The 24,079-nt window shown below is 70.6% G+C and carries 28 protein-coding genes; 20 read left to right on the forward strand and 8 right to left on the reverse strand.

Annotation, left to right across the window (positions count from 1 at the left end; translation table 11 throughout):
- Positions 1–28: 28 nt before the first annotated feature.
- Positions 29–1,141, reverse strand: coding sequence for a fatty acid desaturase family protein (locus ACZZY9_RS07790; RefSeq protein WP_463463668.1), 1,113 nt, complete (start codon positions 1,139–1,141; stop codon positions 29–31).
- 187 nt (positions 1,142–1,328) lie between these two features.
- Here ACZZY9_RS07790 and ACZZY9_RS07795 point away from each other — a divergent pair, with 187 nt between their 5' ends.
- Both ACZZY9_RS07795 and ACZZY9_RS07800 read left to right on the forward strand, forming a co-directional pair.
- Positions 1,329–2,006, forward strand: coding sequence for an HdeD family acid-resistance protein (locus tag ACZZY9_RS07795; RefSeq protein WP_320478072.1), 678 nt, complete (start codon positions 1,329–1,331; stop codon positions 2,004–2,006).
- Positions 2,003–2,248, forward strand: a complete 246-nt coding sequence (locus ACZZY9_RS07800) for a hypothetical protein (protein WP_192061634.1) — start codon at positions 2,003–2,005, stop codon at positions 2,246–2,248. The genes ACZZY9_RS07795 and ACZZY9_RS07800 overlap by 4 nt, the downstream gene beginning before the upstream one ends.
- A 417-nt stretch (positions 2,249–2,665) precedes the next feature.
- On the opposite strand, the gene purB is transcribed toward ACZZY9_RS07800, so the two are convergent.
- The 4 genes from purB to ACZZY9_RS07820 all read right to left on the reverse strand — a co-directional run bounded on the left by purB (position 2,666) and on the right by ACZZY9_RS07820 (position 5,394).
- The gene (gene purB, locus ACZZY9_RS07805; protein ID WP_320480087.1) at positions 2,666–4,048 is read right to left on the reverse strand and encodes an adenylosuccinate lyase; all 1,383 of its coding nucleotides are present in this window, start codon (positions 4,046–4,048) and stop codon (positions 2,666–2,668) included.
- Complete coding sequence (locus tag ACZZY9_RS07810; protein WP_463464652.1) at positions 4,045–4,503, reverse strand: low molecular weight protein-tyrosine-phosphatase; 459 nt, start codon at positions 4,501–4,503, stop codon at positions 4,045–4,047. Before ACZZY9_RS07810 ends, purB begins: the two co-directional genes overlap by 4 nt.
- A gap of 50 nt (positions 4,504–4,553) precedes the next feature.
- Positions 4,554–4,961 carry a phage holin family protein gene (locus ACZZY9_RS07815; protein WP_192061636.1) on the reverse strand — a complete coding sequence of 136 codons (408 nt, stop codon included), beginning with the start codon at positions 4,959–4,961 and terminating at the stop codon, positions 4,554–4,556.
- A gap of 70 nt (positions 4,962–5,031) precedes the next feature.
- Positions 5,032–5,394 (reverse strand): SdpI family protein, encoded by a 363-nt coding sequence (locus ACZZY9_RS07820; RefSeq protein WP_463464653.1) that lies wholly within the window; start codon positions 5,392–5,394, stop codon positions 5,032–5,034.
- Positions 5,395–5,541: 147 nt separating this feature from the next.
- Here ACZZY9_RS07820 and ACZZY9_RS07825 point away from each other — a divergent pair, with 147 nt between their 5' ends.
- From ACZZY9_RS07825 to ACZZY9_RS07845, 5 genes are all read left to right on the forward strand, one after another.
- On the forward strand, positions 5,542–6,609 hold the full coding sequence (locus tag ACZZY9_RS07825) for a histidinol-phosphate transaminase (protein WP_463464654.1): 1,068 nt from the start codon (positions 5,542–5,544) through the stop codon (positions 6,607–6,609).
- Between the two features lie 30 nt (positions 6,610–6,639).
- Positions 6,640–7,806 carry a thiamine pyrophosphate-dependent dehydrogenase E1 component subunit alpha gene (locus tag ACZZY9_RS07830; RefSeq protein WP_463463669.1) on the forward strand — a complete coding sequence of 389 codons (1,167 nt, stop codon included), beginning with the start codon at positions 6,640–6,642 and terminating at the stop codon, positions 7,804–7,806.
- 77 nt (positions 7,807–7,883) lie between these two features.
- Positions 7,884–8,849 carry an alpha-ketoacid dehydrogenase subunit beta gene (locus ACZZY9_RS07835; protein ID WP_463464655.1) on the forward strand — a complete coding sequence of 322 codons (966 nt, stop codon included), beginning with the start codon at positions 7,884–7,886 and terminating at the stop codon, positions 8,847–8,849.
- Positions 8,850–8,860: 11 nt separating this feature from the next.
- The gene (locus ACZZY9_RS07840; RefSeq protein WP_463463670.1) at positions 8,861–10,432 is read left to right on the forward strand and encodes a dihydrolipoamide acetyltransferase family protein; all 1,572 of its coding nucleotides are present in this window, start codon (positions 8,861–8,863) and stop codon (positions 10,430–10,432) included.
- Between the two features lie 140 nt (positions 10,433–10,572).
- Positions 10,573–11,307 (forward strand): GntR family transcriptional regulator, encoded by a 735-nt coding sequence (locus tag ACZZY9_RS07845; protein ID WP_192061640.1) that lies wholly within the window; start codon positions 10,573–10,575, stop codon positions 11,305–11,307.
- 18 nt (positions 11,308–11,325) lie between these two features.
- On the opposite strand, the gene ACZZY9_RS07850 is transcribed toward ACZZY9_RS07845, so the two are convergent.
- The gene (locus tag ACZZY9_RS07850) at positions 11,326–11,835 is read right to left on the reverse strand and encodes a PTS sugar transporter subunit IIA (RefSeq protein WP_463463671.1); all 510 of its coding nucleotides are present in this window, start codon (positions 11,833–11,835) and stop codon (positions 11,326–11,328) included.
- A complete protein-coding gene (locus ACZZY9_RS07855; protein WP_320478068.1) occupies positions 11,832–12,068 on the reverse strand; it encodes a glucose PTS transporter subunit EIIB in 237 nt (78 codons plus the stop codon). Before ACZZY9_RS07855 ends, ACZZY9_RS07850 begins: the two co-directional genes overlap by 4 nt.
- A gap of 201 nt (positions 12,069–12,269) precedes the next feature.
- On the opposite strand from ACZZY9_RS07855, the gene ACZZY9_RS07860 reads away from it, so the two are divergent.
- From ACZZY9_RS07860 to ACZZY9_RS07910, 11 genes are all read left to right on the forward strand, one after another.
- Positions 12,270–13,535, forward strand: a complete 1,266-nt coding sequence (locus ACZZY9_RS07860) for a PTS transporter subunit EIIC (protein WP_320480089.1) — start codon at positions 12,270–12,272, stop codon at positions 13,533–13,535.
- A gap of 163 nt (positions 13,536–13,698) precedes the next feature.
- A complete protein-coding gene (locus ACZZY9_RS07865) occupies positions 13,699–14,727 on the forward strand; it encodes a metal ABC transporter solute-binding protein, Zn/Mn family (RefSeq protein WP_463463672.1) in 1,029 nt (342 codons plus the stop codon).
- 71 nt (positions 14,728–14,798) lie between these two features.
- Positions 14,799–15,602 carry a metal ABC transporter ATP-binding protein gene (locus ACZZY9_RS07870; protein ID WP_463464656.1) on the forward strand — a complete coding sequence of 268 codons (804 nt, stop codon included), beginning with the start codon at positions 14,799–14,801 and terminating at the stop codon, positions 15,600–15,602.
- Positions 15,599–16,492, forward strand: coding sequence for a metal ABC transporter permease (locus ACZZY9_RS07875; protein ID WP_192061644.1), 894 nt, complete (start codon positions 15,599–15,601; stop codon positions 16,490–16,492). Before ACZZY9_RS07870 ends, ACZZY9_RS07875 begins: the two co-directional genes overlap by 4 nt.
- A 4-nt stretch (positions 16,493–16,496) precedes the next feature.
- The gene (locus tag ACZZY9_RS07880) at positions 16,497–16,931 is read left to right on the forward strand and encodes a Fur family transcriptional regulator (protein ID WP_320478148.1); all 435 of its coding nucleotides are present in this window, start codon (positions 16,497–16,499) and stop codon (positions 16,929–16,931) included.
- Positions 16,932–17,172: 241 nt separating this feature from the next.
- Positions 17,173–17,409, forward strand: coding sequence for a 50S ribosomal protein L28 (rpmB, locus tag ACZZY9_RS07885; RefSeq protein ID WP_022885355.1), 237 nt, complete (start codon positions 17,173–17,175; stop codon positions 17,407–17,409).
- Positions 17,409–17,576, forward strand: a complete 168-nt coding sequence (rpmG, locus tag ACZZY9_RS07890) for a 50S ribosomal protein L33 (RefSeq protein ID WP_043595944.1) — start codon at positions 17,409–17,411, stop codon at positions 17,574–17,576. Before rpmB ends, rpmG begins: the two co-directional genes overlap by 1 nt.
- Before the next feature lie 2 nt (positions 17,577–17,578).
- Positions 17,579–17,884, forward strand: a complete 306-nt coding sequence (rpsN, locus tag ACZZY9_RS07895; protein ID WP_192061646.1) for a 30S ribosomal protein S14 — start codon at positions 17,579–17,581, stop codon at positions 17,882–17,884.
- Positions 17,885–17,982: 98 nt separating this feature from the next.
- On the forward strand, positions 17,983–18,270 hold the full coding sequence (locus ACZZY9_RS07900) for an HU family DNA-binding protein (protein WP_043595940.1): 288 nt from the start codon (positions 17,983–17,985) through the stop codon (positions 18,268–18,270).
- A gap of 187 nt (positions 18,271–18,457) precedes the next feature.
- Entirely contained in the window at positions 18,458–20,440 is a 1,983-nt protein-coding gene (locus tag ACZZY9_RS07905; protein WP_463463673.1) for a cytochrome c oxidase assembly protein, read from the forward strand.
- Between the two features lie 110 nt (positions 20,441–20,550).
- Complete coding sequence (locus ACZZY9_RS07910; protein ID WP_463463674.1) at positions 20,551–20,877, forward strand: excalibur calcium-binding domain-containing protein; 327 nt, start codon at positions 20,551–20,553, stop codon at positions 20,875–20,877.
- Positions 20,878–20,956: 79 nt separating this feature from the next.
- Here ACZZY9_RS07910 and ACZZY9_RS07915 read toward each other — a convergent pair whose 3' ends face one another.
- Positions 20,957–22,006 carry an LLM class flavin-dependent oxidoreductase gene (locus tag ACZZY9_RS07915; protein WP_463463675.1) on the reverse strand — a complete coding sequence of 350 codons (1,050 nt, stop codon included), beginning with the start codon at positions 22,004–22,006 and terminating at the stop codon, positions 20,957–20,959.
- Positions 22,007–22,258: 252 nt separating this feature from the next.
- Between ACZZY9_RS07915 and ACZZY9_RS07920 the strand changes: the two genes are divergently transcribed.
- Complete coding sequence (locus ACZZY9_RS07920; protein WP_463463676.1) at positions 22,259–22,735, forward strand: MarR family winged helix-turn-helix transcriptional regulator; 477 nt, start codon at positions 22,259–22,261, stop codon at positions 22,733–22,735.
- Positions 22,736–23,208: 473 nt separating this feature from the next.
- Positions 23,209–23,958 (forward strand): GntR family transcriptional regulator, encoded by a 750-nt coding sequence (locus ACZZY9_RS07925; protein WP_463463677.1) that lies wholly within the window; start codon positions 23,209–23,211, stop codon positions 23,956–23,958.
- The last annotated feature ends 121 nt before the right edge of the window (positions 23,959–24,079 follow it).

Below are 24,079 nucleotides of genomic sequence, written 5' to 3' on the forward strand. Positions count from 1 at the left end.
TGAGCGACCGGTGCTGCGAGCGACCGGATCAGCGGGGGCGCAGCTGCTGGGCGGCCGGGCAGTCGAACGGATCGCGGGCGGCGAGCCCGACGCGGTTCAGGTACCGGACGACGATCCCGTACGACTTCGTGATCGTGGTCTCGGTGTACGGGATGTCGTAGGAGGCGCAGTGCTGCTTCACGAGGCGGCTCGCGGCCCGCAGATGCGGGCGCGCCATGCTCGGGAACAGGTGGTGCTCGACCTGGTAGTTCAGCCCGCCCATGAACGCGGTCGAGAAGCGGCCCGTGATGTTGCGCGACGTCAGGACCTGCTTGCTGAGGAAGTCGACCTTGGCGCCCTCGGGGATGATCGGCATGCCCTTGTGGTTCGGGGCGAACGACGAGCCCATGTAGAGGCCGAAGACGGCCATCTGCACGCCGACGAACGCGAACGCCATGCCGAGCGGCAGGAACCAGAACACGACGCCGAAGTACAGGGCCAGACGCACGGCGATCAGCGTGATCTCGAGCGCGCGGCCCTCGACCTTCTGACGCCCCAGCAGCGTGCGGAACGACGTCACGTGCAGGTTGACGCCCTCGCCGAGCAGCAGCGGGAAGAAGAAGTAGCCCTGGCGGCGCGTGATGAAGCCGAGCACACCCCGCTGCTTCGCGGCGTCCTCTTCGAGGAACGAGATCGTGTCGAAGGCGATGTCGGGGTCTTTGCCCTTGGTGTTCGGGTTCGCGTGGTGACGCGTGTGCTTCGTCATCCACCACGCGTAGCTGATGCCGACGACCCCGGCGGCCAGCACGCGGCCGACCTTGTCGTTCGTCGTGCCGGACGCGAAGACCTGACGGTGAGACGCCTCGTGGGTGAGGAACGCGAACTGCGTGAGGATGACCCCGAGCGCTGCGGCGATCAGCAGCTGGAACCAGCTCGACCCGAGCAGGACGAAGCCCGTGGCGGCACCGCCGAGGCTCAGCACGAGCACGACGAAGACGGTGATGTAGAAGCCGGTGCGACGCTTGAGGAGGCCCGCGTCGCGCACGCTCTTCAACAGCTCGGAGTAGGTGCTCGTCGGCTTGCTGACCCGCCCGGGCACGGTGGCCCGGAAACCGGAGTCGGCGAAGCGGTCGGTGGTCGGGGATGGTGCAACGGAAGTCATCGGGCTCCGGCGGTGGTCGACTTCCCAGCCGCGTGTCGTGAGCGATGCGCCCTTGGATGTAGCGACCGTAAGTGAGCCCCCTGGGTAACCGTCGTGAGAGGGGGTGAGCGACGGGTGATCGTCCCGGAGGCCTGTCAGGGGAGGGGCGGTAAACTCCTCGGGTTCCCCGACGCCCGAAAGAGGTCCCGTGTCTGCCCATCCCGACGCTGCCCGCAGCGCGCGCTACTGGCCGGTCCCGCTGCTCCGTGCGGTGCCCGCTCTGGCGATGGGCGTCATCATCACGTTCTCACCCGATCATTCGGCCCGCATCGGGCTCATCGTCTTCGGGGCGGCGACCCTGGTCGCCGGGCTCGTCCTCGCGCTCGGCGCAGCGACCCGCCTGTCGTCCGACCCGTCGAGTCGGACGATGCAGCTGGTGCAAGGCGTCGTGGGTCTCCTGGCCGGCATCGCGGCGCTCGTCTTCTCGTCGGGCGGACTGACCGTGCTCGTCGCCGTCGTCCTGGCCTGGGCCTTCGTGACCGGGGCCCTCGAGCTCGTCACGGGTCTGCGGCGCCGCGGCCGCTCGCCGCTCGCCCGTGACTGGACGACCGTCGGGGCGCTGACGCTCGCGCTCGCCCTGGCCTTCGTGCTCGTGCCGCCCGACTACGCCCGCGAGCTCGGCGGCATCGAGCGGATCGAGGGCGTGCTGACCTCGTCGACCGTGCTGGTCGGCCTGCTGGGCGCGTACGGTGCCCTCGTCGGCGTCTTCCTCGTGATCGCGGGCCTGTCGCTCAAGTGGCAGACCACGACACCCGACCCGGCGGGGATCCCCGCCCACCCCGCTTCAGACGCCGACACCAGTTCAGACGGAGTACCCCAGAGATGACCCAACCCAGCTGGCGCGACCGCGTCCGCCCCGCCGAGTTCCTCGGCCTCAGCGCGGTGTTCGCCGTGTTCATCGGCGTCGTCGTGCTGCTCACCACCCGCGAACTCGACCTCGCGCTGATCTTCCTCTGCATCGGCTTCATCGTCGCCCTGGTCGTGATCGCCATGCTCGCCCTCGCGGCGAAGCCCAACGACGACGAGCAGCACGAGCTCGACGACGCCGACAAGCCGCGCGGGCACTGACCGGCGCCGGCGGATCCCGCCGACCCGCGCCTCCTCGGCTCCGCCCTGCGCGGTCCGGTTCTGGGCGGTGCCGTGCGGTGCGGTTCTGCGCGCGGCGGTTCTGCGCGCTGCCCACGGGGGTTCGGCGGGTTCCCGTCACTCGCGGCGGGTCAGCGCTGACCCGCCCCCGATGCGATGAACCCGCCGAAGGGTCTCACGGCCCGTCCGCACCACGCCCACGGGGAGGTGCGGCGGGTTCCCGTCACTCGCGGCGGGTCAGCGCTGACCCGCCCCCGATGCGATGAACCCGCCGAAGGGCCTCACGGCCCGTCCGCACCACGCCCACGGGGGTTCGGCGGGTTCCCGTCATTCGCGGCGGGTCAGCGCTGACCCGCCCCCGATGACACGAACCCGCCGCACCCTCACCAGGGCCGCGAGCTACGCCAGGCGGTCGACCAGCTGCGACGCGATGCCCGTGTACGTCGGCGGTGTCAGCGCGGTGAGCCGGCGCTTCGCGTCGTCGCCGATGTCGAGCCCCTCGACGAACGCGACGAGCTCGGCCTGCCCGACCCGCTTGCCCCGGGTGAGCTCCTTCAGCATCGCGTAGGGATCGGCGATCGACGAGCGGCCGGCGACGACCTCGGCGCGGATCACCGTCTGGATCGCCTCGCCGAGCACCTCCCAGTTCGAGTCGAGGTCGGCTTCGAGGGCGACCGTGCCGACGGCGATCTCGCCGAGCCCGCGGCGCAGGTTGTCGAGCGCGAGCATCGAGTGGCCGAACGCGACGCCGATGTTGCGCTGCGTCGACGAGTCGGTCAGGTCGCGCTGCTGGCGTGAGGTGACGAGCGTCGAGGCGAGCGAGTCGAGCAGGGCGCACGAGAGCTCGAGGTTGGCCTCGGCGTTCTCGAACCGGATCGGGTTGATCTTGTGCGGCATCGTCGACGAGCCCGTCGCGCCGACCTGCGGGATCTGCGTGAAGTACCCCATCGAGATGTACGACCAGACGTCGGTCGCGAGGTTGTGCAGCACCCGGTTCGCGTGGGCGACGCGCGAGTACAGCTCGGCCTGCCAGTCGTGCGACTCGATCTGCGTGGTGAGCGGGTTCCAGACGAGGCCGAGGCTGTCCTCGACGAAGGCCCGCGAGATCTCGGGCCAGTCGGCCGACGGGTCGGCGACGACGTGCGCCGAGAACGTGCCCGTCGCGCCGCTGAACTTGCCGAGGTACTCGGTCGCGACGATCTGCGCGCGGAGGCGCTGCAGGCGGTGCACGAAGACCGCGAACTCCTTGCCGACCGTCGTCGGGGTCGCGGGCTGGCCGTGCGTGTGGGCGAGCATCGGCACGTCGCGGGCGTCGGTCGACCAGCGCGTCAGGGCGTCGATCACGGCGTCGAAGGCGGGCAGCCAGACCTCGGCGACGGCGGCCTTGACGGTGACGGCGTACGAGAGGTTGTTGATGTCCTCGCTGGTGCAGGCGAAGTGGGTCAGCTCGGCGATCGAGTCGAGGCCGAGGTCGGTCAGGCGCGCCCGCACGTAGTACTCGACGGCCTTGACGTCGTGGCGGGTGGTGGCCTCGAGGCCGGCGAGCTCGTCGATGGCGTCTTGACCGAAGTCGGCGACGATCGCCCGGAGCGCCCGCTTCTGCGACTCGTCGAGCGGGCTCGAGCCGAAGGCCCCGCGCTCGGTCTGCGCGATCAGCCACTCGACCTCGACGTGCACGCGGGCCCGGTTGAGACCGGCCTCGCTGAGGTGGTCGCCGAGCGAGCCGACGGAGGCGCGGTACCGGCCGTCGAGGGGGCTGAGGGGCTGAGGGGGCAACGTCATGAGGGTCCCTTGCGGAGTGCTGGTTCGATCTGGCGGAAGAGTGCGGCGCACGACTGCTCGACCAGGTCGAGGACCGTGTCGAACATCGCGGCGTCTGAGTAGTACGGATCGGGGACGCCGGTGCCCGTCACACCCGCACGCGCGGCCGCGGCGGGATCGAACGTCAGCAGCAGCTGCACCTTCGACCGGTCGGCGTCGTTCGTCGCCCACGAGCGGAGGATGCGCTCCTGCCCCCGGTCGAACGCGACGACGAGGTCGTGCCGCGCGAAGTCGTCGGTGGCGAACTGCTTGGCCCGGTGACGCGAGCCATCGTATCCGCGGGCCGCGAGGGCGGTCTCCGTGCGCGGGTCGGCGCCTTCGCCGACGTGCCAGTCGCCGGTACCGGCGGACGAGATGACGAGGTCGTCGCCGTGCCCGGCCGCGTCGGCGAGCGACCGCAGCACCGTCTCGGCCATGGGCGAGCGGCAGATGTTGCCGGTGCAGACGAAGCAGACGCTGAAGCGGTTCACCGCCGGCGGTCGCCGGACTCGACGATCGGGCGGACGACGATGCCGATCAGCCAGGCCAGGATCGCGAGCACGAGGGCGCCGAGCACGCCCCACCAGAAGCCCTCGATCTCGAGGCCGAAGCCGATCAGGCCCGAGATCCAGGCGACGATGCCGAGCAGCAGCCCGTTGACGATCAGCGACACGAGCCCGAGGGTGAGGACGTAGAGGGGGAACGCGACGACCCGGATCGCCGTGCCGACGACCCCGTTGACCACACCGAAGATCAGCGCGACGAGCAGGTACGTCAGCACCGTCTCGGTGGTGCCGCCCACGCCGTAGGGGTCGACGTCGACACCCGACACGATCAGGGTGGTCAGCCAGAGGGCCACGGCGTTGATGAGCAGCCTCACGATGAATCGGGTCATCCCCCCATCATGCCGAACGGGCGCCCTCGCGCGGTAGTGCGGCGTCCCACCGAGGAGGCGCGGTGCCGTGTCATCCGTCATGGTCCGAAACGGACGCCGATGCGGCGCGATGTGCCGCGACGCACGCAAGCGACGGCCCTACGACGAGAAACGCCGAAGTGATCAACAGAAAAGCCACGTAGAGCCGTTCATCTGAGAACACCACTATGGCGAGAGATGCGGGGAGGGACGTGCCGACGGCACTCCAGAAGAAGATCGGCTCTGCCGCTCGATGCCCCACGCGCCAGGCGAGCGGATCGCGCATTAGAGATGGGAGTCGAATTCCCATTGCATGATTGATCTGCATGCTTCTACCCGCGCTACGCGTGATAAAATATAAAAGCCATGCAATAGTAATCATAAATATAGAGATAGCTATACCAGATAAAAGCATACCGCTCCTGACCGCTGGATCGATAAAGCCGATTCTGGATCCGCTCACTCGTTTTGTCAACCAGCTGTTATTTCGCTTCGGTCTCGATGTCACTTGAAGCGCGGTGCCGCGTCATCCGTCGGTGGCAGCCCCTAGGGTGGCCGGGTGATGACTCCCGTTCGACTGCGCCCCGAGATCGCCGCCCTGCCGCCGTACCGACAGGGCAAGCAGGCGTCGCCCGACGCCTTCAAGCTGTCGTCGAACGAGAACCCGTTCGAGCCGCTGCCGGCCGTCGTCGAGGCCCTCCGCGGCGCCGTCACGGTCAACCGCTACCCCGACGCGACGGCTGCGGCGCTCCGCGGCGCCCTGGCGGAGAAGTTCGGCGTCACCGTCGACGAGGTGCACGTCGGCGCGGGCTCCGTCTCGCTGCTGCTGCAGTTCATCCAGGCCGCCGCCGCTCCCGGCGACGAGGTCGTCTACGCCTGGCGCTCCTTCGAGGCCTACCCGGGGCTCGTCACCGTGGCCGGCGCGACCAGCGTGCAGGTGCCCACCCGCGCCGACGGCAGCCACGACCTCGAGGCCATGGCCGCCGCCGTCACCGAGCGCACCCGCCTGGTCGTCGTCTGCTCGCCGAACAACCCGTCGGGCACCACGGTCACCACCCACGATTTCGAGACCTTCATGTCGGCGGTCCCCGACGACCTCCTGGTGATCCTCGACGAGGCCTACGCCGAGTTCGTGACCGACCCCGACGCCGTCGACGGCGAGTCGCTGACCGAGCGCCACCCGAACCTCGTCGTGCTCCGCACCTTCTCGAAGGCGTACGGGCTGGCGGCACTGCGCGTCGGGTACGCGATCGGCGCCTCCTCGGTGCTCGACGCCGCTCGGGCCACCGCGATCCCGCTGTCGGTCACCGAGCAGGGGCAGGCGGCCGCGCTCGCGTCGCTCGCCCACGAGTCCGAGCTGATGACCCGCGTCGACCGGATCGCCATGCTGCGCGATCAGGTGCGGCAGGCGCTGATCGACCAGGGCTGGGACGTCCCGGCGGCCCAGGGCAACTTCGTCTGGCTGCCAACGGGCGAGCAGACCGCCACCGCCGCGGGCGTCTTCGCCGACCACGGGATCATCGTCCGGCCGTTCGCGCCCGAGGGCATCCGCATCACGATCGGCGAGCCGTCGTCGGTCGACAGACTGCTGCACGCGGCCCAGCAGGTGCGCCTGAACACATCACTCTGACGGCATGTAGCCGCAGGTAGATTGGTCGTCATGTCTTCCACCGATGCGGAACACGGCGTCACCCCGGTCCAGCTGCTCAGCCCGACGGGCGAGCTGATCGAATCCGACGCCGGTGCCGAGTTCCAGCCCTACATCGACGCCCTCGGCGACGACCGGCTGCGTGCCATGCACCGCGACATGGTCCTCACCCGTCGCTTCGATCGCGAGGCCGCCGCGCTCGCCCGTCAGGGGCAGCTCGCCCTGTGGGTGCCGAGCCACGGTCAGGAGGGGGCCCAGGTCGGCGTCGCGCACGCGTCCCGGCCGCACGACCACCTCTTCCCCTCGTACCGCGAGCACGCCGTCGCCCTGGCCAAGGGTGTCGACCCCGTCGACATCCTCCGTCTGCTGCGTGGCCACACCCACGGCGGCTGGAACCCTGCCGAGCGCGGCAACTTCCACGTCTACACGCTCGTCATCGGGTCGCAGACCCTGCACGCCACGGGCTACGCGATGGGCCTCACGCTCGACGGCAAGACGGGCAGCGGCGACCCCGAGGTCGACGAGGCGGTCATCACCTTCTTCGGCGACGGCGCCACCAGCCAGGGCGACGTCAGCGAGGCGCTGGTCTTCGCGGCGAGCTTCCAGACCCCCGAGCTGTTCTTCCTGCAGAACAACCAGTGGGCGATCAGCGTGCCCGTCGCCACCCAGTCGCGCACCCCGCTGGTCAACCGCGCCATCGGCTTCGGTGTGCCCGGCACCCGCATCGACGGCAACGACGTGCTCGCCAGCTACGCCGTCAGCCGCCGCGACCTCGACGCCGCCCGCAGCGGCGGCGGTCCGCGCTTCATCGAGGCGATGACGTACCGCATCGGCGCGCACACGTCGTCCGACGATCCGACCAAGTACCGCACCGACGACGAGCTGCAGAGCTGGATCGCCCGCGACCCGATCGACCGCTTCGAGGCGTTCCTCCGCTCGCGCGGCGAGGGCGACGCGTTCTTCGCCGGGCTCGAGGCCGAGGGCGACGATCTCGGGGCCGACATCCGACGCCGCACCCTCGAGCTGCCGAAGCCCGAGGCGTCGTCGATGTTCGAGCACGTCTACTCCGAACCGCACCCCGTCATGCGCGAACAGCGCGAATGGCTCGCCTCGTACGAGAACAGCTTCGGCCCGACCGCCGACCCGACCACGGCCGACACCGACGGAGGACGCGCATGACCGACACCGCCCCGAACCCGACCACGACGGCGGACGCGACGGCCGCCGGCGAGCCGACCCGCGCCTCCCTCGAGACCATGCCGCTCGGCCGCGCCATCAACGCCGGTCTCCGCAAGGCCATGGCCGACGACCCCCGTGTGCTGCTGATGGGCGAGGACATCGGCACGCTCGGCGGCGTGTTCCGCGTGACCGAGGGGCTGCAGGCCGAGTTCGGCGCGAACCGCGTCATCGACACGCCCCTCGCCGAGTCGGGCATCGTCGGCACCGCCATCGGACTCGCGATGGGCGGGTTCCGACCCGTCGTCGAGATCCAGTTCGACGGCTTCATCTACCCGGGCTTCGACCAGATCACCTCGCAGCTGGCCAAGATGACGGCACGCCACGAGGGCACCCTGCAGATGCCCGTCGTCATCCGGGTGCCCTACGGCGGGCACATCGGCGCGGTCGAGCACCACCAGGAGAGCCCCGAGGCGTACTTCGCCCACACGGCCGGCCTGCGGGTCGTCAGCCCCAGCACCCCGCACGACGCGTACTGGATGATCCAGGAGGCCATCGCGTCGAACGACCCGGTCATGTTCTTCGAGCCCAAGAGCCGCTACTGGCCCAAGGGCGAGGTCGACCGCACCGACCCGCACGCACCGCTGCACGCCAGCCGCGTCGTCCGCACCGGCACCGAGGTCACGCTGCTCGGCCACGGCGCCATGGTCAGCACGCTGCTGCAGGCCGCCGAGATCGCCGCAGCCGAGGGCATCAGCGTCGAGGTCGTCGACCTGCGCTCGCTGTCGCCGGTCGACTACGGCCCCATCCTCGAGTCGGTCCGCAAGACCGGCCGGCTCGTCGTCGCCCAAGAGGCCCCCGGCTTCGTCAGCGTCGGCTCCGAGATCGCCGCGACGGTCGCCGAGAAGGCGTTCTACTCGCTCGAAGCCCCCGTGCTGCGGGTCAGCGGCTTCGACACCCCGTTCCCTCCGGCGAAGCTCGAGACGCTGTACCTGCCCGACGCCGATCGCGTCCTCGAAGCCGTCGACCGCGCCCTCGCGTACTGAGAGAGATCTTCATGACCAGCGAATTCGCTCTGCCCGACGTCGGCGAGGGCCTCACCGAGGCCGAGATCGTCGAATGGCGGGTCGCCCCGGGCGACACCGTCCAGATCAACCAGGTGCTCGTGGAGATCGAGACGGCCAAGTCGCTCGTCGAGCTGCCGTCGCCCTACGCGGGCGTCGTCGAGAGCGTGCTGGTCGCCTCGGGCGAGACGGTCGACGTCGGCACGCCGATCATCCGCATCGGCGACGGCGGCGCGCCCCGCACCCCGGGCGACCGCGCCGCCGAGGCCGAGGCCTCCGAGTCGGGCGGACTCGCCCGCACCGCCCAGGTCGTCTCGCAGAACGAGCAGGCGCTGTCCGAGCAGCGGGCCAGGGGTCTCGACACCGCGTCGATCCCGGTCGTGACGACCCGCGCCTCCTCGGGGGCGGACGACGCTGCGGCACCTGCGGCTGCGGCTGCGCCCGCCGCACCGGCTGCGCCCGCCGCACCGGCTCCGTCGGCGGAGGACGTCGCGGCCGGCGGCGGCACCGGCTCGGTCGCCTCGGCACCCGCCGACTCGGACGACAGCGGCTCGGGGGCCGTGCTCGTCGGCTACGGGGCCGCGGGCGGATCGGGCTCGACCCGACGCCGCAAGCCCGCCCAGACCGAGGTCGACGCCCGTCAGCTGCGCGTCGCCGAGCAGGCCCGCCGCCGCCCGACCACGTCGGTGCCGGCCGCGCAGGCCCTCCCGATCATCGCGAAGCCGCCGATCCGCAAGCTCGCGAAAGACCTCGAGGTCGACCTGTCGATCGTCCAGCCCACCGGTCTCGCCGGCGAGGTCACCCGCGACGACGTGATCCGCCACGCGCAGCAGGCCAGCGTGTTCCGCAACATCGAGACGCCCGAGTGGGGCGAGGAGCGCATCGAGCGGATCCCCGTCAAGGGCGTCCGCAAGGCGATCGCCCGGGCGATGACGTCGTCGGCGTTCACCGCGCCGCACGTCAGCCTGTTCGTCGACGTCGACGCGACCCGCACGATGGAGTTCGTGAAGCGCCTCAAGGCGTCGCCGCAGTTCGCCGGCGTCAAGGTCTCGCCCCTGCTGATCATGGCGAAGGCGATCATCTGGGCCGTGCGTCGCAACCCGATGGTCAACAGCGCGTGGACCGATAAAGAGATCCTCGTACGGCACTTCGTCAACCTCGGCATCGCCGCGGCGACCCCGCGCGGGCTGATCGTGCCCAACGTGAAGGAGGCGCAGTCGATGAGCCTGCTCCAGCTCGCGCAGGCGCTCGAGCAGCTGACCCTCACGGCACGCGACGGCAAGACGACGCCGACCGACATGCAAGACGGAACCATCACCATCACGAACATCGGCGTCTTCGGCATGGACACCGGCACGCCGATCCTCAACCCGGGCGAGGTGGCCATCGTCGCCCTGGGCACGATCAAGCAGAAGCCGTGGGTCGTCGACGGCGAGGTCCGCAGCCGCATGGTCACGACGATCGGCGCGAGCTTCGACCACCGCGTCGTCGACGGCGACGTCGCGAGCCGCTTCGTGGCCGACGTCGCGAGCGTGCTCGAAGAGCCGGCGCTGCTGCTCGACTGAGCCGGCTCTGCCATCCAGGAGGCGCGGTGCGGGGAGTCCTGCACCGCGCCTCCTCGGCGTCCTGTCGTAGGGTCATGTCGACGACACGTCATGACCGGACGGGACCACCGCCGGTCGATACGAGGAGGGGCCGGTCCGCCATGCCGCAGCACATCGTCGACGGGTCGGTACCGAAGCACGAGCAGCTCCGCGGCATCCTGCAGGAGATGGCGGCGACCGAGCTGCCCGCCGGCGCCGCCGTGCCGAGCGAGCGCCAGCTGATGGCGGACTACGGCGTCAGCCGGATCACCGTGCGGGAGGCGGTCGGCCAGCTGGTCAACGAGGGCTGGCTCACCCGGGTGCGGGGCAAGGGCACCTTCGTGGCCCACCGCGTGGTGCAGTCGACCCTGCACCTGGCCTCGTTCACCAGCGAGATGACGTCGCTCGGGCATGTTCCGAGCACGGTGGTGCTGGTGCGCGACGAGGCCGTGCCTCCTGCCGACACCGCCGCAGCGCTCGAGATCGCACCCGGCGAGACCGCGTTCCGGGTGAAGCGACTGCGCCTCGCCGACGGCGAACCGGTCAGCATCGACGACGCGTGGTTCCCGGCCGCGCGCTTCGCCGGGCTGTTCGACCACGACCTGACCCTGTCGCTCTACCGGCTCTTCGGCGACGAGTACGACCTGCCCGTCACCCGCGCCCGGCAGACGGTCTCGGCGGAGGGCGCCTCGGCCGAGACCGCGACGCTGCTCGGCACGCGCGACGGCGCGCCCGTGCTGTTCTTCGACCGCGTGTCGTACTCGGGCGACGTGCCGGTCGAGCACTCGGCGACCTGGTACCGCTCGGACCGCTACCGCGTGTCGATGCAGGTGTCGTCGACGGAGCCGCAGGGCTGACGCGAGCCCGCGCCGCGGTCAGACGGTGAAGAGGGGGTCGCCCGGCGCGACCGACGTGCCCACCGCCTCCTGCGACACGGTGTCGGGTGCGCTGTCGAGCACGACGACAGGGCAGACCGCCGAGTAGCCCGCCTCGGCGACGACGGCCGGGTCGAAGGTCACGACGAGCTCGCCCGCGGCGACGGTCGCCCCTTCGGCGACGGCCAGCTCGAAGCCCGAGCCGCCGAGCTTCACGGTGTCGATGCCCACGTGCACGAGCACGCCGACGCCCGACTCGTGCACGACGACGAACGCGTGCGGGTGCAGCTTGACGACCTCGCCGGCGATCGGCGAGACCACGGCCACGAGACCGGCACCGATCTCGGCTCTGTCACCGGTCTCGGCATCGGCCTCGGCACCCCGCCCCGCAGGAGGCGCGCTCGGCTCGATCGCGACGCCCGCCCCCACCAGCTGGCCGGCGAACACCGCGTCGGGCACGTCCGCGAGCGCCACGACCCGCCCGGCGACCGGGGCCGTGACGACCGTCACGCGTCGAGGAGGTCGTTGATGTCTTCGGCGAGGGTGTCGGCGATGGTGCCCACGATCACCTGGACGCTGCCGCCGGCGTGGACGACGGCGGTCGCACCGGCCGCCTTGAGGGCGGCGTCGTCGACGAGCGAGACGTCTTTGACGTCGGTGCGCAGTCGGGTGATGCAGCCTTCGATCTCGTCGATGTTGTCGGCGCCGCCGAGTCCGTCGATCATGGCCTGTGCTTTCGACATGAGCTGTTCTCCTCCATCGCGGGTGACATGACCCGGTTCTGCTGACACGGAACGCGGGTTCCCAGTTGACACCATCCGCCGGTCTGAGGAAACTACCACTCACTGGTCATGACCGGACAGGACCGGACAGGCCTCAGATCGACCGGCACCGTGCCCACGACGATGCCCCGGCCGACTGCTCATCGACGAGAGGATCCGCGCATGACGACGTCCGAGACCGAGGCCGCACCTGCCGCAGCGCCGAAGAGGGGTGCCGGCGCGTTCGCCGTGCTGCAGCGCCTCGGGCGCAGCCTCATGCTGCCCATCGCGGTGCTGCCCGCCGCGGGGCTGCTCCTCCGGCTGGGCCAGCCCGATCTGCTCGGGGGGATCCCCGGGTTCGAGACCGGGGGCTCGGTCATCAGCGCGGCGGGCAACGCGGTCTTCACCTGGCTGCCGCTGATCTTCGCGGTCGGCATCGCGATCGGCTGGGCGAAGAAGTCCGACGGCTCGACGGCCCTCGCGGCGGTGGTCGGCTACATGGTCATCGACGGCGTCTTCGAGGCCATGTCGCCTCTCGTGCTCGCGGGCGAGACGACGGCGACCGGCGATCCGGCGGTCATCGACTACGGCGTGCTCGGCGGCATCGTCATGGGTCTGCTGTCGGCGATGCTCTGGCAGCGCTTCTACCGGACGAAGCTGCCCGAGTTCCTCGGCTTCTTCTCCGGTCGCCGACTGGTGCCGATCCTCACGGCCGGCACGGGGCTCGTCGTCGGCGTCGTCATGTCGTTCGTCTACCCGATCTTCAACGCGGCGCTCACCTGGGTGGGCACGGCCGTGGCGTCCAACGACGTGGTCGGCGGCGGTGTCTACGGGGTGGTCAACCGCCTCCTGATCCCCACAGGTCTGCACCACATCCTGAACAACATCGTGTGGTTCCTGGTGGGCGACTACTCGGGCGCCGACGGCACGGTCTACCGCGGCGACCTGACCCGGTTCTTCCAGGGCGACCCGAGCGCCGGCGTCTTCATGACCGGGTTCTTCCCGATCTTCATGTTCGCCCTGCCCGCCGCGGCGCTCGCGATCTGGCGTCACGCCCGCCCCGAGAAGAAGAAGCTGATCGGCGGCATCATGCTGTCGACCGCGCTGACGGCCTTCCTGACCGGCATCACCGAGCCGCTCGAGTTCTCGTTCATGTTCGTCGCCTGGCCGCTCTACGTGGTGCACGCGGTGCTGACGGGCACCTCGATGATGCTGGTCAACGCGCTCGACATCCACACCGGGTTCTCGTTCTCGGCGGGTCTGATCGACTACGTGCTGAACTTCTCGATCTCGCAGAACTCGATCTGGCTGATCCCGATCGGGCTCGGCTACGCCGTCGTCTACTACGTGATCTTCAGCTTCGTGATCAAGAGGTGGAACCTCAAGACACCGGGTCGCGAAGACGACGACGCGAGCGCCGAGTCGGTCGAGGCCGCCACGAAGGCGTAACCGCGCTCAGACCCCAGGCGATCGCTGAGACCCTCGTGCGCGCACGGGGGTCTCAGCGCGTTCCCGGGGTCTCGGCGGTTCCGAGGAGGCGCGGTGCGGGTCGGCAGCCGACCCGCGCCTCCTCGTCTTGACAATCATTATCAGTAGCAATAGCGTCGACGACATGAACCTCCGCCGCACCCTGCCCCTGCTCGCCCTGCCCGCCGCGGCGGCCCTCGTGCTGAGCGGCTGCTCGTCGTCGGGGTCGGCGGGCGCGGCGGGTGACGACGGTTCGGGAGGCGCGATCTCGGTCGTCGCATCGACCAACGTCTACGGCGACATCGCCCAGACCGTCGGCGGCGACGCGGTCGACGTCACCAGCATCATCAGCGACCCCTCGCAAGACCCGCACTCGTACGAGGCCGACGCCCGCACCCAGCTCGCGGTCTCGCGGGCCGACGTCGTCATCGAGAACGGCGGCGGCTACGACGCCTTCGTCGACACGATGCTCAGCGCGAGCGACTCGTCGGCCGCGGTCGTGAACGCCGTCGACGTCTCGGGCCTCGATCCCGACGCCGAGGGGCACACGGACGACGAGCACGCCGACGAGGAGCACGCCGACGAGGCCGAGCCCTCCGCCGACGCCACGAGCGACGAGCACGCCGACGAGCACGACCACGACCACGGCGCGTTCAACGAGCACGTCTTCTACAGCCTGCACAGCATGGGCGCCCTCGCCGACGAGATCGCGCACCAGCTCGGCGAGATCGACCCCGACCAGGCCGACACCTTCACCGCGAACGCCGACGCGTTCGGCGACAGCCTGGCCGACCTGGAGGCGCAGGCCGCCGAGATCAAGACGGCCCACGACGGCGAGTCGGTCGCCTACACCGAGCCGGTGCCCGGCTACCTCTTCGACGAGATGGGTCTCGTGAACGTGACCCCCGCCTCCTTCTCCGAGGCCATCGAGGAGGGCGACGACGTGTCGCCCGCCGTGCTCAACGAGACGCTCAAGACCTTCGCCGACGGCCGCGTCGACCTGCTCGCCTACAACGAGCAGACCTCGAGCCCCGAGACCGAGGCCGTCGAGAAGGCGGCCACCGACGCCGGCGTCGCCATCGTGCCGGTCACGGAGCTCCTCCCGGAGGGGGATGATTACATCTCGTGGCAGCAGAGCAACATCGACGCGATCAAGGCGGCACTCGACCGGTGACCCAGAGGCACCCCGACGACTCCCTCGCCGTCGCGACCCGCGCCTCCTCGGCCGGGCGCGACGGCGACGCCGTGCTGCGCCTGCGCGACGCCGGCGTCGGCTTCGGCGACCGCACCCTCTGGTCGGGGCTCGACCTCGACGTCGCCCCCGGCGAGTTCATCGCCGTGCTCGGCCCGAACGGCGCCGGCAAGACCACCATGCTGCGGACCATCCTCGGTCAGCAGGAGCTCACGGCGGGCACCATCGAGTTCCTCGGCAGGCCGGTCGCCCGCGGACATCGCCGCATCGGGTACGTGCCGCAGCAGCGCCTGATGGAGACCGGCACGCCGCTCCGCACCCGCGACATGATCGCCCTCGGCGTCACCGGCCACCGCTGGGGCCTGCGCCGCGAGAGCGCCGCCGAACGGGCCGCCATCGACGCCCTCGTCGACGAGGTGGGTGCGATGTCGTTCGCCGACGCCCCCGTCGCCTCGCTCTCGGGCGGCGAGCAGCAGCGCGCCCGCGTCGGCCAGGCGCTCGCCGCCGACCCCGCCCTGCTGCTCTGCGACGAGCCGCTGATCTCGCTCGACCTGCGGCACCAGCGCGGCGTCACCGAGCTGCTCGACCGTCAGCGGCGGGCCCGCAACACGGCCGTCGTCTTCGTCACGCACGACGTCAACCCGATCCTCGACGTCGTCGACCGGGTGCTCTACCTGGCCGGGGGCTCGTTCCGCATCGGCACCCCCGACGAGGTGCTGCAGGCGCCCGTGCTGAGCGAGCTGTACGGCACCCCGGTCGACGTCATCCGCACGATGGGTCGCATCGTCATCGTCGGCAGCCACGGGCACGACGACCACCACCTCGAGCCGCTCGACGACGACGGAGGGCCGCGATGACCGACCTGTGGGCCCAGCTGTTCTCGTTCCAGGACTTCGGCGAGCTCGTCGCCCTCGTCAAGAACTCGATCATCGCCGGCGCCGTGCTCGGCCTGGTCGGCGGGCTGATCGGCCCGTTCGTGCTCACGCGCAACATGCCGTTCGCCGTGCACGGCATCAGCGAGCTGTCGTTCGCCGGTGCGTCGGCCGCCCTGCTCTTCGGCGCCAACGTCGTCGCGGGGTCGCTCGTCGGCAGCGTCGTGGCGGCCCTGCTGATCGGGGTGCTCGGGTCGCGGGCGCGCGAACGCAACTCGATCATCGCGGTGCTCATGCCGTTCGGCCTCGGCATCGGCATCCTCTGCCTCGCCCTCTATCAAGGCCGGTCCGCCAACCGGTTCGGCCTGCTGACCGGTCAGATCGTCGCCGTCGACAACCCCCAGCTCGGCTGGCTGATGACCATCTCGGCCGTCGTGATCGTCACGCTGCTGGTCGTCTGGCGCCCGCTCACCTTCGCCAGCGTCGACCCCGACGTGGCCGCCGCCGCCGGCATCCCGGTGCGGACCCTCGGCATCGTGTTCATGCTCGTGCTCGGCCTCGCCGTCGCCGTGTCGGTGCAGATCGTCGGCGCCCTGCTGGTGCTCTCGCTGCTCGTCACCCCCGCCGCCGCGGCCCTGCGGCTCACGGTGAACCCGCGGCTGGTGCCGCTGCTGAGCATCGCATTCGCCGTCACCTCGGTGGTCGGCGGGATCCTGCTCGCACTCGGCGGCGGACTGCCGATCAGCCCCTACGTCACGACCATCTCGTTCGCCATCTGGCTCGTCTGCCGGGTGATCGGCCGTCGCCGCGACGCCCGCACGCTCAGGCCGCGCCGACCCGCACGGGTAGCCTTGGCCGCGAAGCAGGAGGTCTGAGATGGTGGTCCGACGCAACACCTGGCAGCGCGAGGCCGTGCGCGAGGCGCTCGACAGCAGCGAGGGCTTCGTCAGCGCCCAGTCGCTGCACACCCAGCTGCGCGAGGCGGGCTCGCCCATCGGGCTGGCGACCGTCTACCGGGCGCTGTCCGACCTCGCCTCCGACGGATCGGCCGACTCGCTGCAGCAGGAGGGCGAGAGCCTCTACCGCGCCTGCACCCCCGGCACGCACCACCACCACCTCATCTGCCGCGTCTGCGGCACCACGGTCGAGATCGAGGCCGACGCGGTCGAGACCTGGGCCCGCCAGGTCGCCGCTCAGCACGGCTTCACCGAGGCTCAGCACATCGTCGACGTCTTCGGGCTCTGCGCGGCGTGCTCTGCCGAGGCCGCCGCGGGGCGCGACCCCGCGGTCACCCGCGGCTCCTCCGAGGGCTGACCCGCGCCTCCTCGGCTGCCGCCGTCGACGCCGAGGAGGCGCGGCTTGCGTGATCCCGGGCGTGTCGCGTACTCTTGCTCTTTGGTTGGGCGCTCTCTGCGCCCATGTGCACCGAATCCCCCGCCACACCGGCTCCGTCATGCGGATCCATGGGGGACGACGCGCGCCGACAAGTGACCTTGGGTAGGGGCTCCCGTTCGCAGAACGGAGTGCTCCCTACGGTATCTACGGAGGAATGACCATGGCAGCAACATGCCAGGTGACCGGAGCCATCCCCGGCTTCGGACACAACATCTCGCACTCGCACCGACGCACCAAGCGTCGTTTCGATCCCAACATCCAGAAGAAGACGTACTACGTGCCGTCGCTTCGTCGTAACGTGACCCTGCAGCTCAGCGCCAAGGGGATCAAGGTCATCGACGCTCGTGGCATCGAGTCGGTCGTGAAGGACCTTCTCGCTCGTGGGGAGAAGATCTAATGGCTCGTCAGCAGGACGTCCGTCCCATCATCAAGCTCCGCTCGACGGCGGGCACCGGTTTCACGTACGTGACCAAGAAGAACCGTCGTAACAACCCCGATCGCCTCGTGCTGAAGAAGTACGACCCCGTGATCCGCAAGCACGTCGAATTCCGCGAGGAGCGCTAGAGATGGCCAAGAAGAGCAAGATCGCCAAGAACAACCAGCGCGCCGTCATCGTCGCCCGTTACGCCGAGAAGCGTCTCGAGCTCAAGAAGGCGCTCATCGACCCGAACGGCACCGACGAGAGCCGCGAGGCCGCTCGCCTCGGTCTGCAGAAGCTGCCCCGCGACGCGTCGCCGGTCCGCCTCCGCAACCGCGACTCGGTCGACGGCCGCCCCCGCGGTCACCTCAAGGCCTTCGGCATCAGCCGTGTCCGCTTCCGCGACATGGCTCACCGCGGTGAGCTTCCGGGCATCACGAAGTCTTCCTGGTAGGTTTTACGCGGTTCCACAGGGCCCTCGGGCCTGTTACCGCACGGACGCGGTGAACGCCGCGTCTCGTCTTACGAACGAAGTCCGAGGAGGACAAACACATGGCTGACAAGTCACTGAACCGCACCGAGCTCGTCGCAGCTGTCGCTTCCGAGTCCGGCCAGAGCCAGGCCGCCGTCAGCGGCGTCGTCGACGCTTTCTTCTCCGTCGTGTCGAAGTCCGTCGCGGACGGCACGAAGGTCACCATCCCCGGGTGGATCGCCTTCGAGAAGACGCACCGCGCCGCTCGCACCGGCCGCAACCCGCAGACGGGTGAGGCCCTCGAGATCGCCGCGAGCGACAGCGTCAAGGTCAGCGCCGGCAGCAAGCTCAAGGCCGCCGTCAAGTAGTCCTCCGCTTCTCACGAAGCCCCAGGGGGTGTCGACTTCGGTCGGCACCCCCTTTCGTGCGCCGGGCCGGGCGTCGTCCCCAGGGGCCGACCCGCGCCTCCTCGGCCGACCTGTGCAGAACCCGCCGGTCTCTCGGGGCCGAACGATCCGTCTCCGCACCCCGAGCACCCGACCTAGGCTGGAACCCGTGCCGAAACTCACCCGCATCACCGGGCCCGCACTCCTCGTGCTGGTGGCGTTCGCGGCGCTGCTCGTCGCCCTGGAGCTGGGCGGCGCGGCCGACGCCCCGCTCGTCGTCGACCCGGGCGAGGTCGTACGCTACGGCCTCCCGATGGCCAAGATGCTGAACAACATCGGCGCTGCCGCGACCATCGGCACCCTCGCACTGACCTGCTTCGCACTGGCCCGCGCTCGCCCCGAGTACGACAAGGCGCTCGACATCGCCGCCGGCGCCGCCGGGTTCTGGGCCGTCGCCTCGGCCGCCACGACCTTCTTCACGTTCCTCAGCGTCGCCAACGTCGCCGTGACCTTCGACGACCAGTTCGGCCGCCAGCTCGCGTTCTTCCTCACCGACACCGAACTCGGCAACGCCTGGCTGATCACCACGCTGATCGCCGCCGCCGTCACGGTGATGTGCTTCGTCGTCCGCAACATCTGGGCGCTGATCGGCGTCACGCTGCTCGCCATGGGCGGGCTCATCCCCATCGCCCAGCAGGGGCACGCCGCCGGATCGAGCGGTCACGACGCCGCCGTCACGGACCTCGCACTGCACCTCATCGGCGCCTCCGTCTGGCTCGGCGGACTCGTGCTGCTGGCCCTGCTGCGCGGCACGCTCGACGACACCCGGCTCGCGATCGTGCTGTCGCGCTACTCGACGCTCGCGATCATCTGCTTCGTCGTCGTCGCCGTGTCGGGCGTCGGCAGCGCCGCCCTGCGACTCGGCAGCTGGTCGTCGCTGACCACGGGCTACGGGGTGCTCGTGCTGATCAAGACCTTCGCGCTCGTGGCGCTGGGGCTGTTCGGCGTCGTGCAGCGGAGGTTCCTGGTCGCACGGATGGGCACGCACCCGAAGGCCACCACCCGCCTGTTCTGGTACTTCGTCTCGGCCGAGCTCGCGTTCATGGGCATCGCCTCGGGCGTGGCCGCCGCCCTCGGTCGCACCGCGACCCCCGTCGAGCAGGTCGCCGCGAGCGACCTCGCCGACCCGACACCCGCCGAGATCCTCACCGAAGAGCTGCTGCCGCCCGAGCTGACCCCGATGCGCTGGCTCACCGAGTGGAACCCCGACATGCTCTGGGCCCTGCTCTGCGCCTTCGGCGTCTTCTTCTACCTCGCCGCCGTCGCGCGCCTGCGCCGTCGCGGCGACCGCTGGTCGGCCGGGCGCACGGTCTCGTGGATCGCCGGCATGGTCGTGCTGTTCTACATCACCTGCGGCGCCCCGAACGTCTACGAGGAGTACCTGTTCAGCGCGCACATGCTCGCGCACATGGCGCTCGGCATGGTCGTGCCGGTGCTGCTCGTGCCCGGTGCGCCCGTGACGCTCGCCCTGCGCGCCATCCACAAGCGGACCGACGGCACCCGCGGGCCGCGCGAGTGGATCATGATCCTCGTGCACTCGCGGTACGCGCACGTGATCAGCAACCCGATCGTGTCGGCCGTGCTCTTCGCCGGGTCGCTGTTCGTGTTCTACTACACGTCGCTCTTCAGCTGGGCGACCACGACGCACCTCGGGCACTACTGGATGATCGTGCACTTCCTGATCGTCGGGTACCTGTTCGTGCAGTCGATGATCGGCATCGACCCCGTCAAGGGCCGCCTGCCCTACCCGATGCGCCTGCTGGTGCTGCTGGCGACGATGGCGTTCCACGCGTTCTTCGGGCTCAGCATCATGACGAGCACGGGGCTGTTCCTGGCCGACTGGTACGGCGCCATGGGTCGCACCTGGGGCGCCACCCCGATGGCCGACCAGTACGCCGCCGGCGGCATCGCGTGGAGCGTCGGCGAGATCCCGACCGTGTCGCTCGCCATCGCCGTCGCCATCATGTGGAGCCGCAGCGACAGCCGCGAGGCCAAGCGGAAGGACCGCAAGGCCGACCGCGACGACGACGCCGAGCTGAAGGCGTACAACGAGCAGCTCGGGGCACTCGCACGGAGCGACCGGGGGCGCTGAGCCGGCCGCGGGGGCGGACGCGTCGCCGCCCCACCCGATCGGGGGCTGGCCGCCGCCCCCGAGGTGAGCCACTCTCGACATGTGCTGCCCGAGCACGCCGAGAGGAACCCATGCCGTCGACCGTCTTCGCCCGCACCCGAGTCGCATTCGTCGCCTTCGCCGTCACCGTGGGGCTGACCCTCGGCGGCGGTCTGACCCTCGGCGTCGGGGCGCCCGCCTACGCCGCCCCCAAGGTCTACGCGAACTGCACCGCAGTGCAGAAGGCGTTCTCGGGAGGGATCGCCAAGCCCGGCATCAAGGTCAACCTCGTCAAGAAGACGAACGGCGCCGTCGAGAAGCGCAAGCTCAAGGGCACCGTCAAGTTCGACAAGGCGCTCTACACCGCCAACGCGAAGCACGACCGCGACAAGGACGGCATCGCCTGCGAGAAGAGCTGACGCTCCGGTCGTGAGACGACGAGGAGGCGCGGTCCGGGATGTCCCGACCCGCGCCTCCTCGGCGTCATGAGCCTGCGGCTCAGGCCATCAGCTCGCGCACCCGCGGCACGACCTCGGTGCCGTACAGCTCGATGCTGCGCATCATGTGCTCGTGCGGCAGTCGACCCATGCTGTAGCGGAGGTCGAAGCGCGACGCCCCGAGCAGCGTGAGGTTCTGCGCGATCTTCTGCGCGACGGTCTCGGGCGAGCCGACGTACAGGGCGCCGGTGGCGTTCGCGCTCTGCTCGTACTGCGGGCGCGAGTAGGGCGGCCAGCCGCGCTCGCGACCGAGCTGGTTGGTCTGCTCCTCCTGGTAGGGGTAGAGGATCTCGAGCGCCTCGGCGTCGGTGTCGGCGATGAAGCCGGGCGAGTGCATCGCGATCGGCTGCGACGGCTTGCCGAACTCGGTCAGCGCGCGACGGTACAGATCGGCGTACGGCGCGAACTGCGCCGGCTGCCCGCCGATGATGGCGAGGAACAACGGCAGCCCGTAGTGCGCGGCGCGGATGACCGACTGCGGCGATCCGCCGACGCCGACCCAGGTCGGGATCGTGCCCGACTCGGGGCGCGGGTAGACCCACTGGTCGCTCAGCGATCCGCGGACGCTGCCCTGCCAGGTGACGGGCTCGTCCTTCAGCAGCTCGGCGAACAGCTCGATCTTCTCTTCGAAGAGCTTCTCGTAGTCCTGAAGGTCGAGGCCGAAGAGCGGGAACGACTCGGTGAACGACCCGCGCCCGAGGATCACCTCGGCACGCCCGTCCGACACCGCGTCGAGCGTGGCGAAGCGCTCGTAGACCCGCACCGGGTCGTCGGAGCTGAGCACGGTGACGGCCGAGCCGAGGCGGATGCGCTCGGTGCGGGCGGCGATCGCGGCGAGCACGACCTCGGGAGCCGACACGGCGAAGTCGATGCGGTGGTGCTCGCCCACGCCGATGAAGTCGAGCCCGACGCGGTCGGCGAGCACGGCCTGGTCGACCAGATCGCGGATCGACTGGGCGTGGGTCTTGAGCGTTCCGGCGCCGTCGACGCCCGCGGGGCGCTCGGTGACGTCGCCGAAGGTGTCGAGGCCGAACTCGAGGGGGTGTGACATGAGGCTCCTGACCGTGCTGCTATCTATACGTTTGCATGAATACTACGCCCCGAGGAGGCGCGCGTCCAGCAGGTCGGCACGGTCGCGTCCCCGAGCGCGCAGCTGACGGGGCCACCCGGACGGGGTCTGGACACGTCGACCCCCGGCCTGCAGCATTATCCTGGGCACACTGCCTCACCGGTCGCGCCGTCGGCGCCACCGCCACCCGACTCGCGGGCCCGTGGCCCCGAGCCCGATGAGAGAACCACCACGATGTGCCCCGTCCTCCCCGCGACGCCCGAGAACGCCCCGGAGTCCGTCGAGAGACTGGCGATGACCCTGCACCACCTCGACGAGGCGCACCGACGCTACCGGGTGCACTCCGCCCGCGTGGTCGGCCTGGCCCCGATGGAGGTCTCGGCGCTGCTCGCCGTCGGCGACACCCCCGGGATCACGCCGACGGCGCTCGCCCGCGACCTCTTCATCACCTCGGGGTCGACGACGGCCGTGATCGACCGGCTCGAGAAGGCCGGCCACGTCGTCAGGACGAAGCACCCCGACGACCGCCGCAGTCTGCACCTGCACCTCACCGCCGCCGGCACGGACGCGATGACGAACCTGCGCGAGGCGTACCGCTACGTGCTCTCGACGACCGGCACCGACGAGACGATCCTGAGCGCGATCCCGCAGCTGCACGAGATCACGGAGGCCCTGAACGCCGCCGTGAACGAGTCGCCCGACGGCGCCTGACGCGCGCTGCGCGGGCGCTGCGCACGCGCGTGCGCAGGGCTGCTGCGTCGAAGTGACCCGAAGGGACCCCTCCTGCACCCCGAGGGCCCATTTCGGGTCACCTCGACGCAAGCGGCAGGAGGCGCGGGGCGGGGAGGCGCCGGAGGCGCTGCGTCGAAGTGACCCGAAGGGACCCCTCCCGCACCTCGAGGGCCCGGTTCGGGTCACCTCGACGCAAGCGGCAGGAGGCGCGGGGCGGGACGCGCCGGAGGCGCTGCGTCGAAGCGACCCGAAGGGACCCCTCCTGCACCCCGAGGGCCCGGTTCGGGTCACCTCGACGCAAGCGGCAGGAGGCGCGGGGCGGGGAGGCGCCGGAGGCGCTGCATCGAAGTGACCCGTTGAGGGCCCTTGCGCGGCTCGAGGGGCCGGTTCGGGTCACCTCGATGCGCGCGGGCGGCGGGGCGGGGGCGGCGCGCGCTCGCTAGGCTCCGATCGTGGCAATCACCCTCTACGAGCAGATCGCCGACGACCTCCGCCGACGCATCGTCCACGGCGACCTCGCGGTCGGCGACGACGTCCCGAGCGAGGGCGAGCTCGCCGAGCAGTGGCGCACCTCCCGGGGTCCGATCCGCAACGCCCTCGCGGCCCTCCGCAGCGAGGGTCTCGTCGAGACCCGGCGCGGTCGACCGGCTCGCGTGGTCGCCCGCAAGACGCATCACCCCGTCGACGTGTCGATCCCGTTCACGAAGTGGGTCCGCGACGTCGGCGGCGAGCCCGGGGCCCTGACCCAGGAGGTCTCGCTGCGCCGGGCCGGCGACGAGAAGGCCCGCGCCCTGGGCATCGCCACCGGCGACCTCGTGGTCGACGTCGTCCGACTGCGGACCGTCGACGGCCGCCCGACGATGCTCGAACGTCTGACCTTCATCGAGGAGGTCGGCCGCGTGCTCTTCGACGTCGACCTCGACACCGTCTCGATCACCGAGTACCTCGACTCGCGGGGGTTCGGCTACGACGACGTCGACCACGAGATCGACGCGGTGGCGGCCGACGAACTCGACGCGCGCCTCCTCGGCGTCGAACCGGGCACGCCGATCCTCCGCCTGCACCGCGTGACCCGCGGGCGCGACGGCCGGACGTTCGAGGCCTCCGACGACCGCTACCGCAGCGACATCGTCCGCTTCACCGTGTCCGCCTCGGGCCGGGCCCGCGAGGGCGACCACTTCATCCGCACGATCGGGGCGTGAGGCGGCGGCGCCTGTCCCGCAGCCGCCGTCGACGCGCAGGCCCGGGAGGCGCGGGTCGGCTCAGCCCTCGCAGTCGCCGCTGATCGGGGCGATGGACGGACGGCCGCCCGCTGCTCGATCG

The sequence above is a fragment of the Frigoribacterium sp. AC394 genome (genome assembly GCF_979258095.1).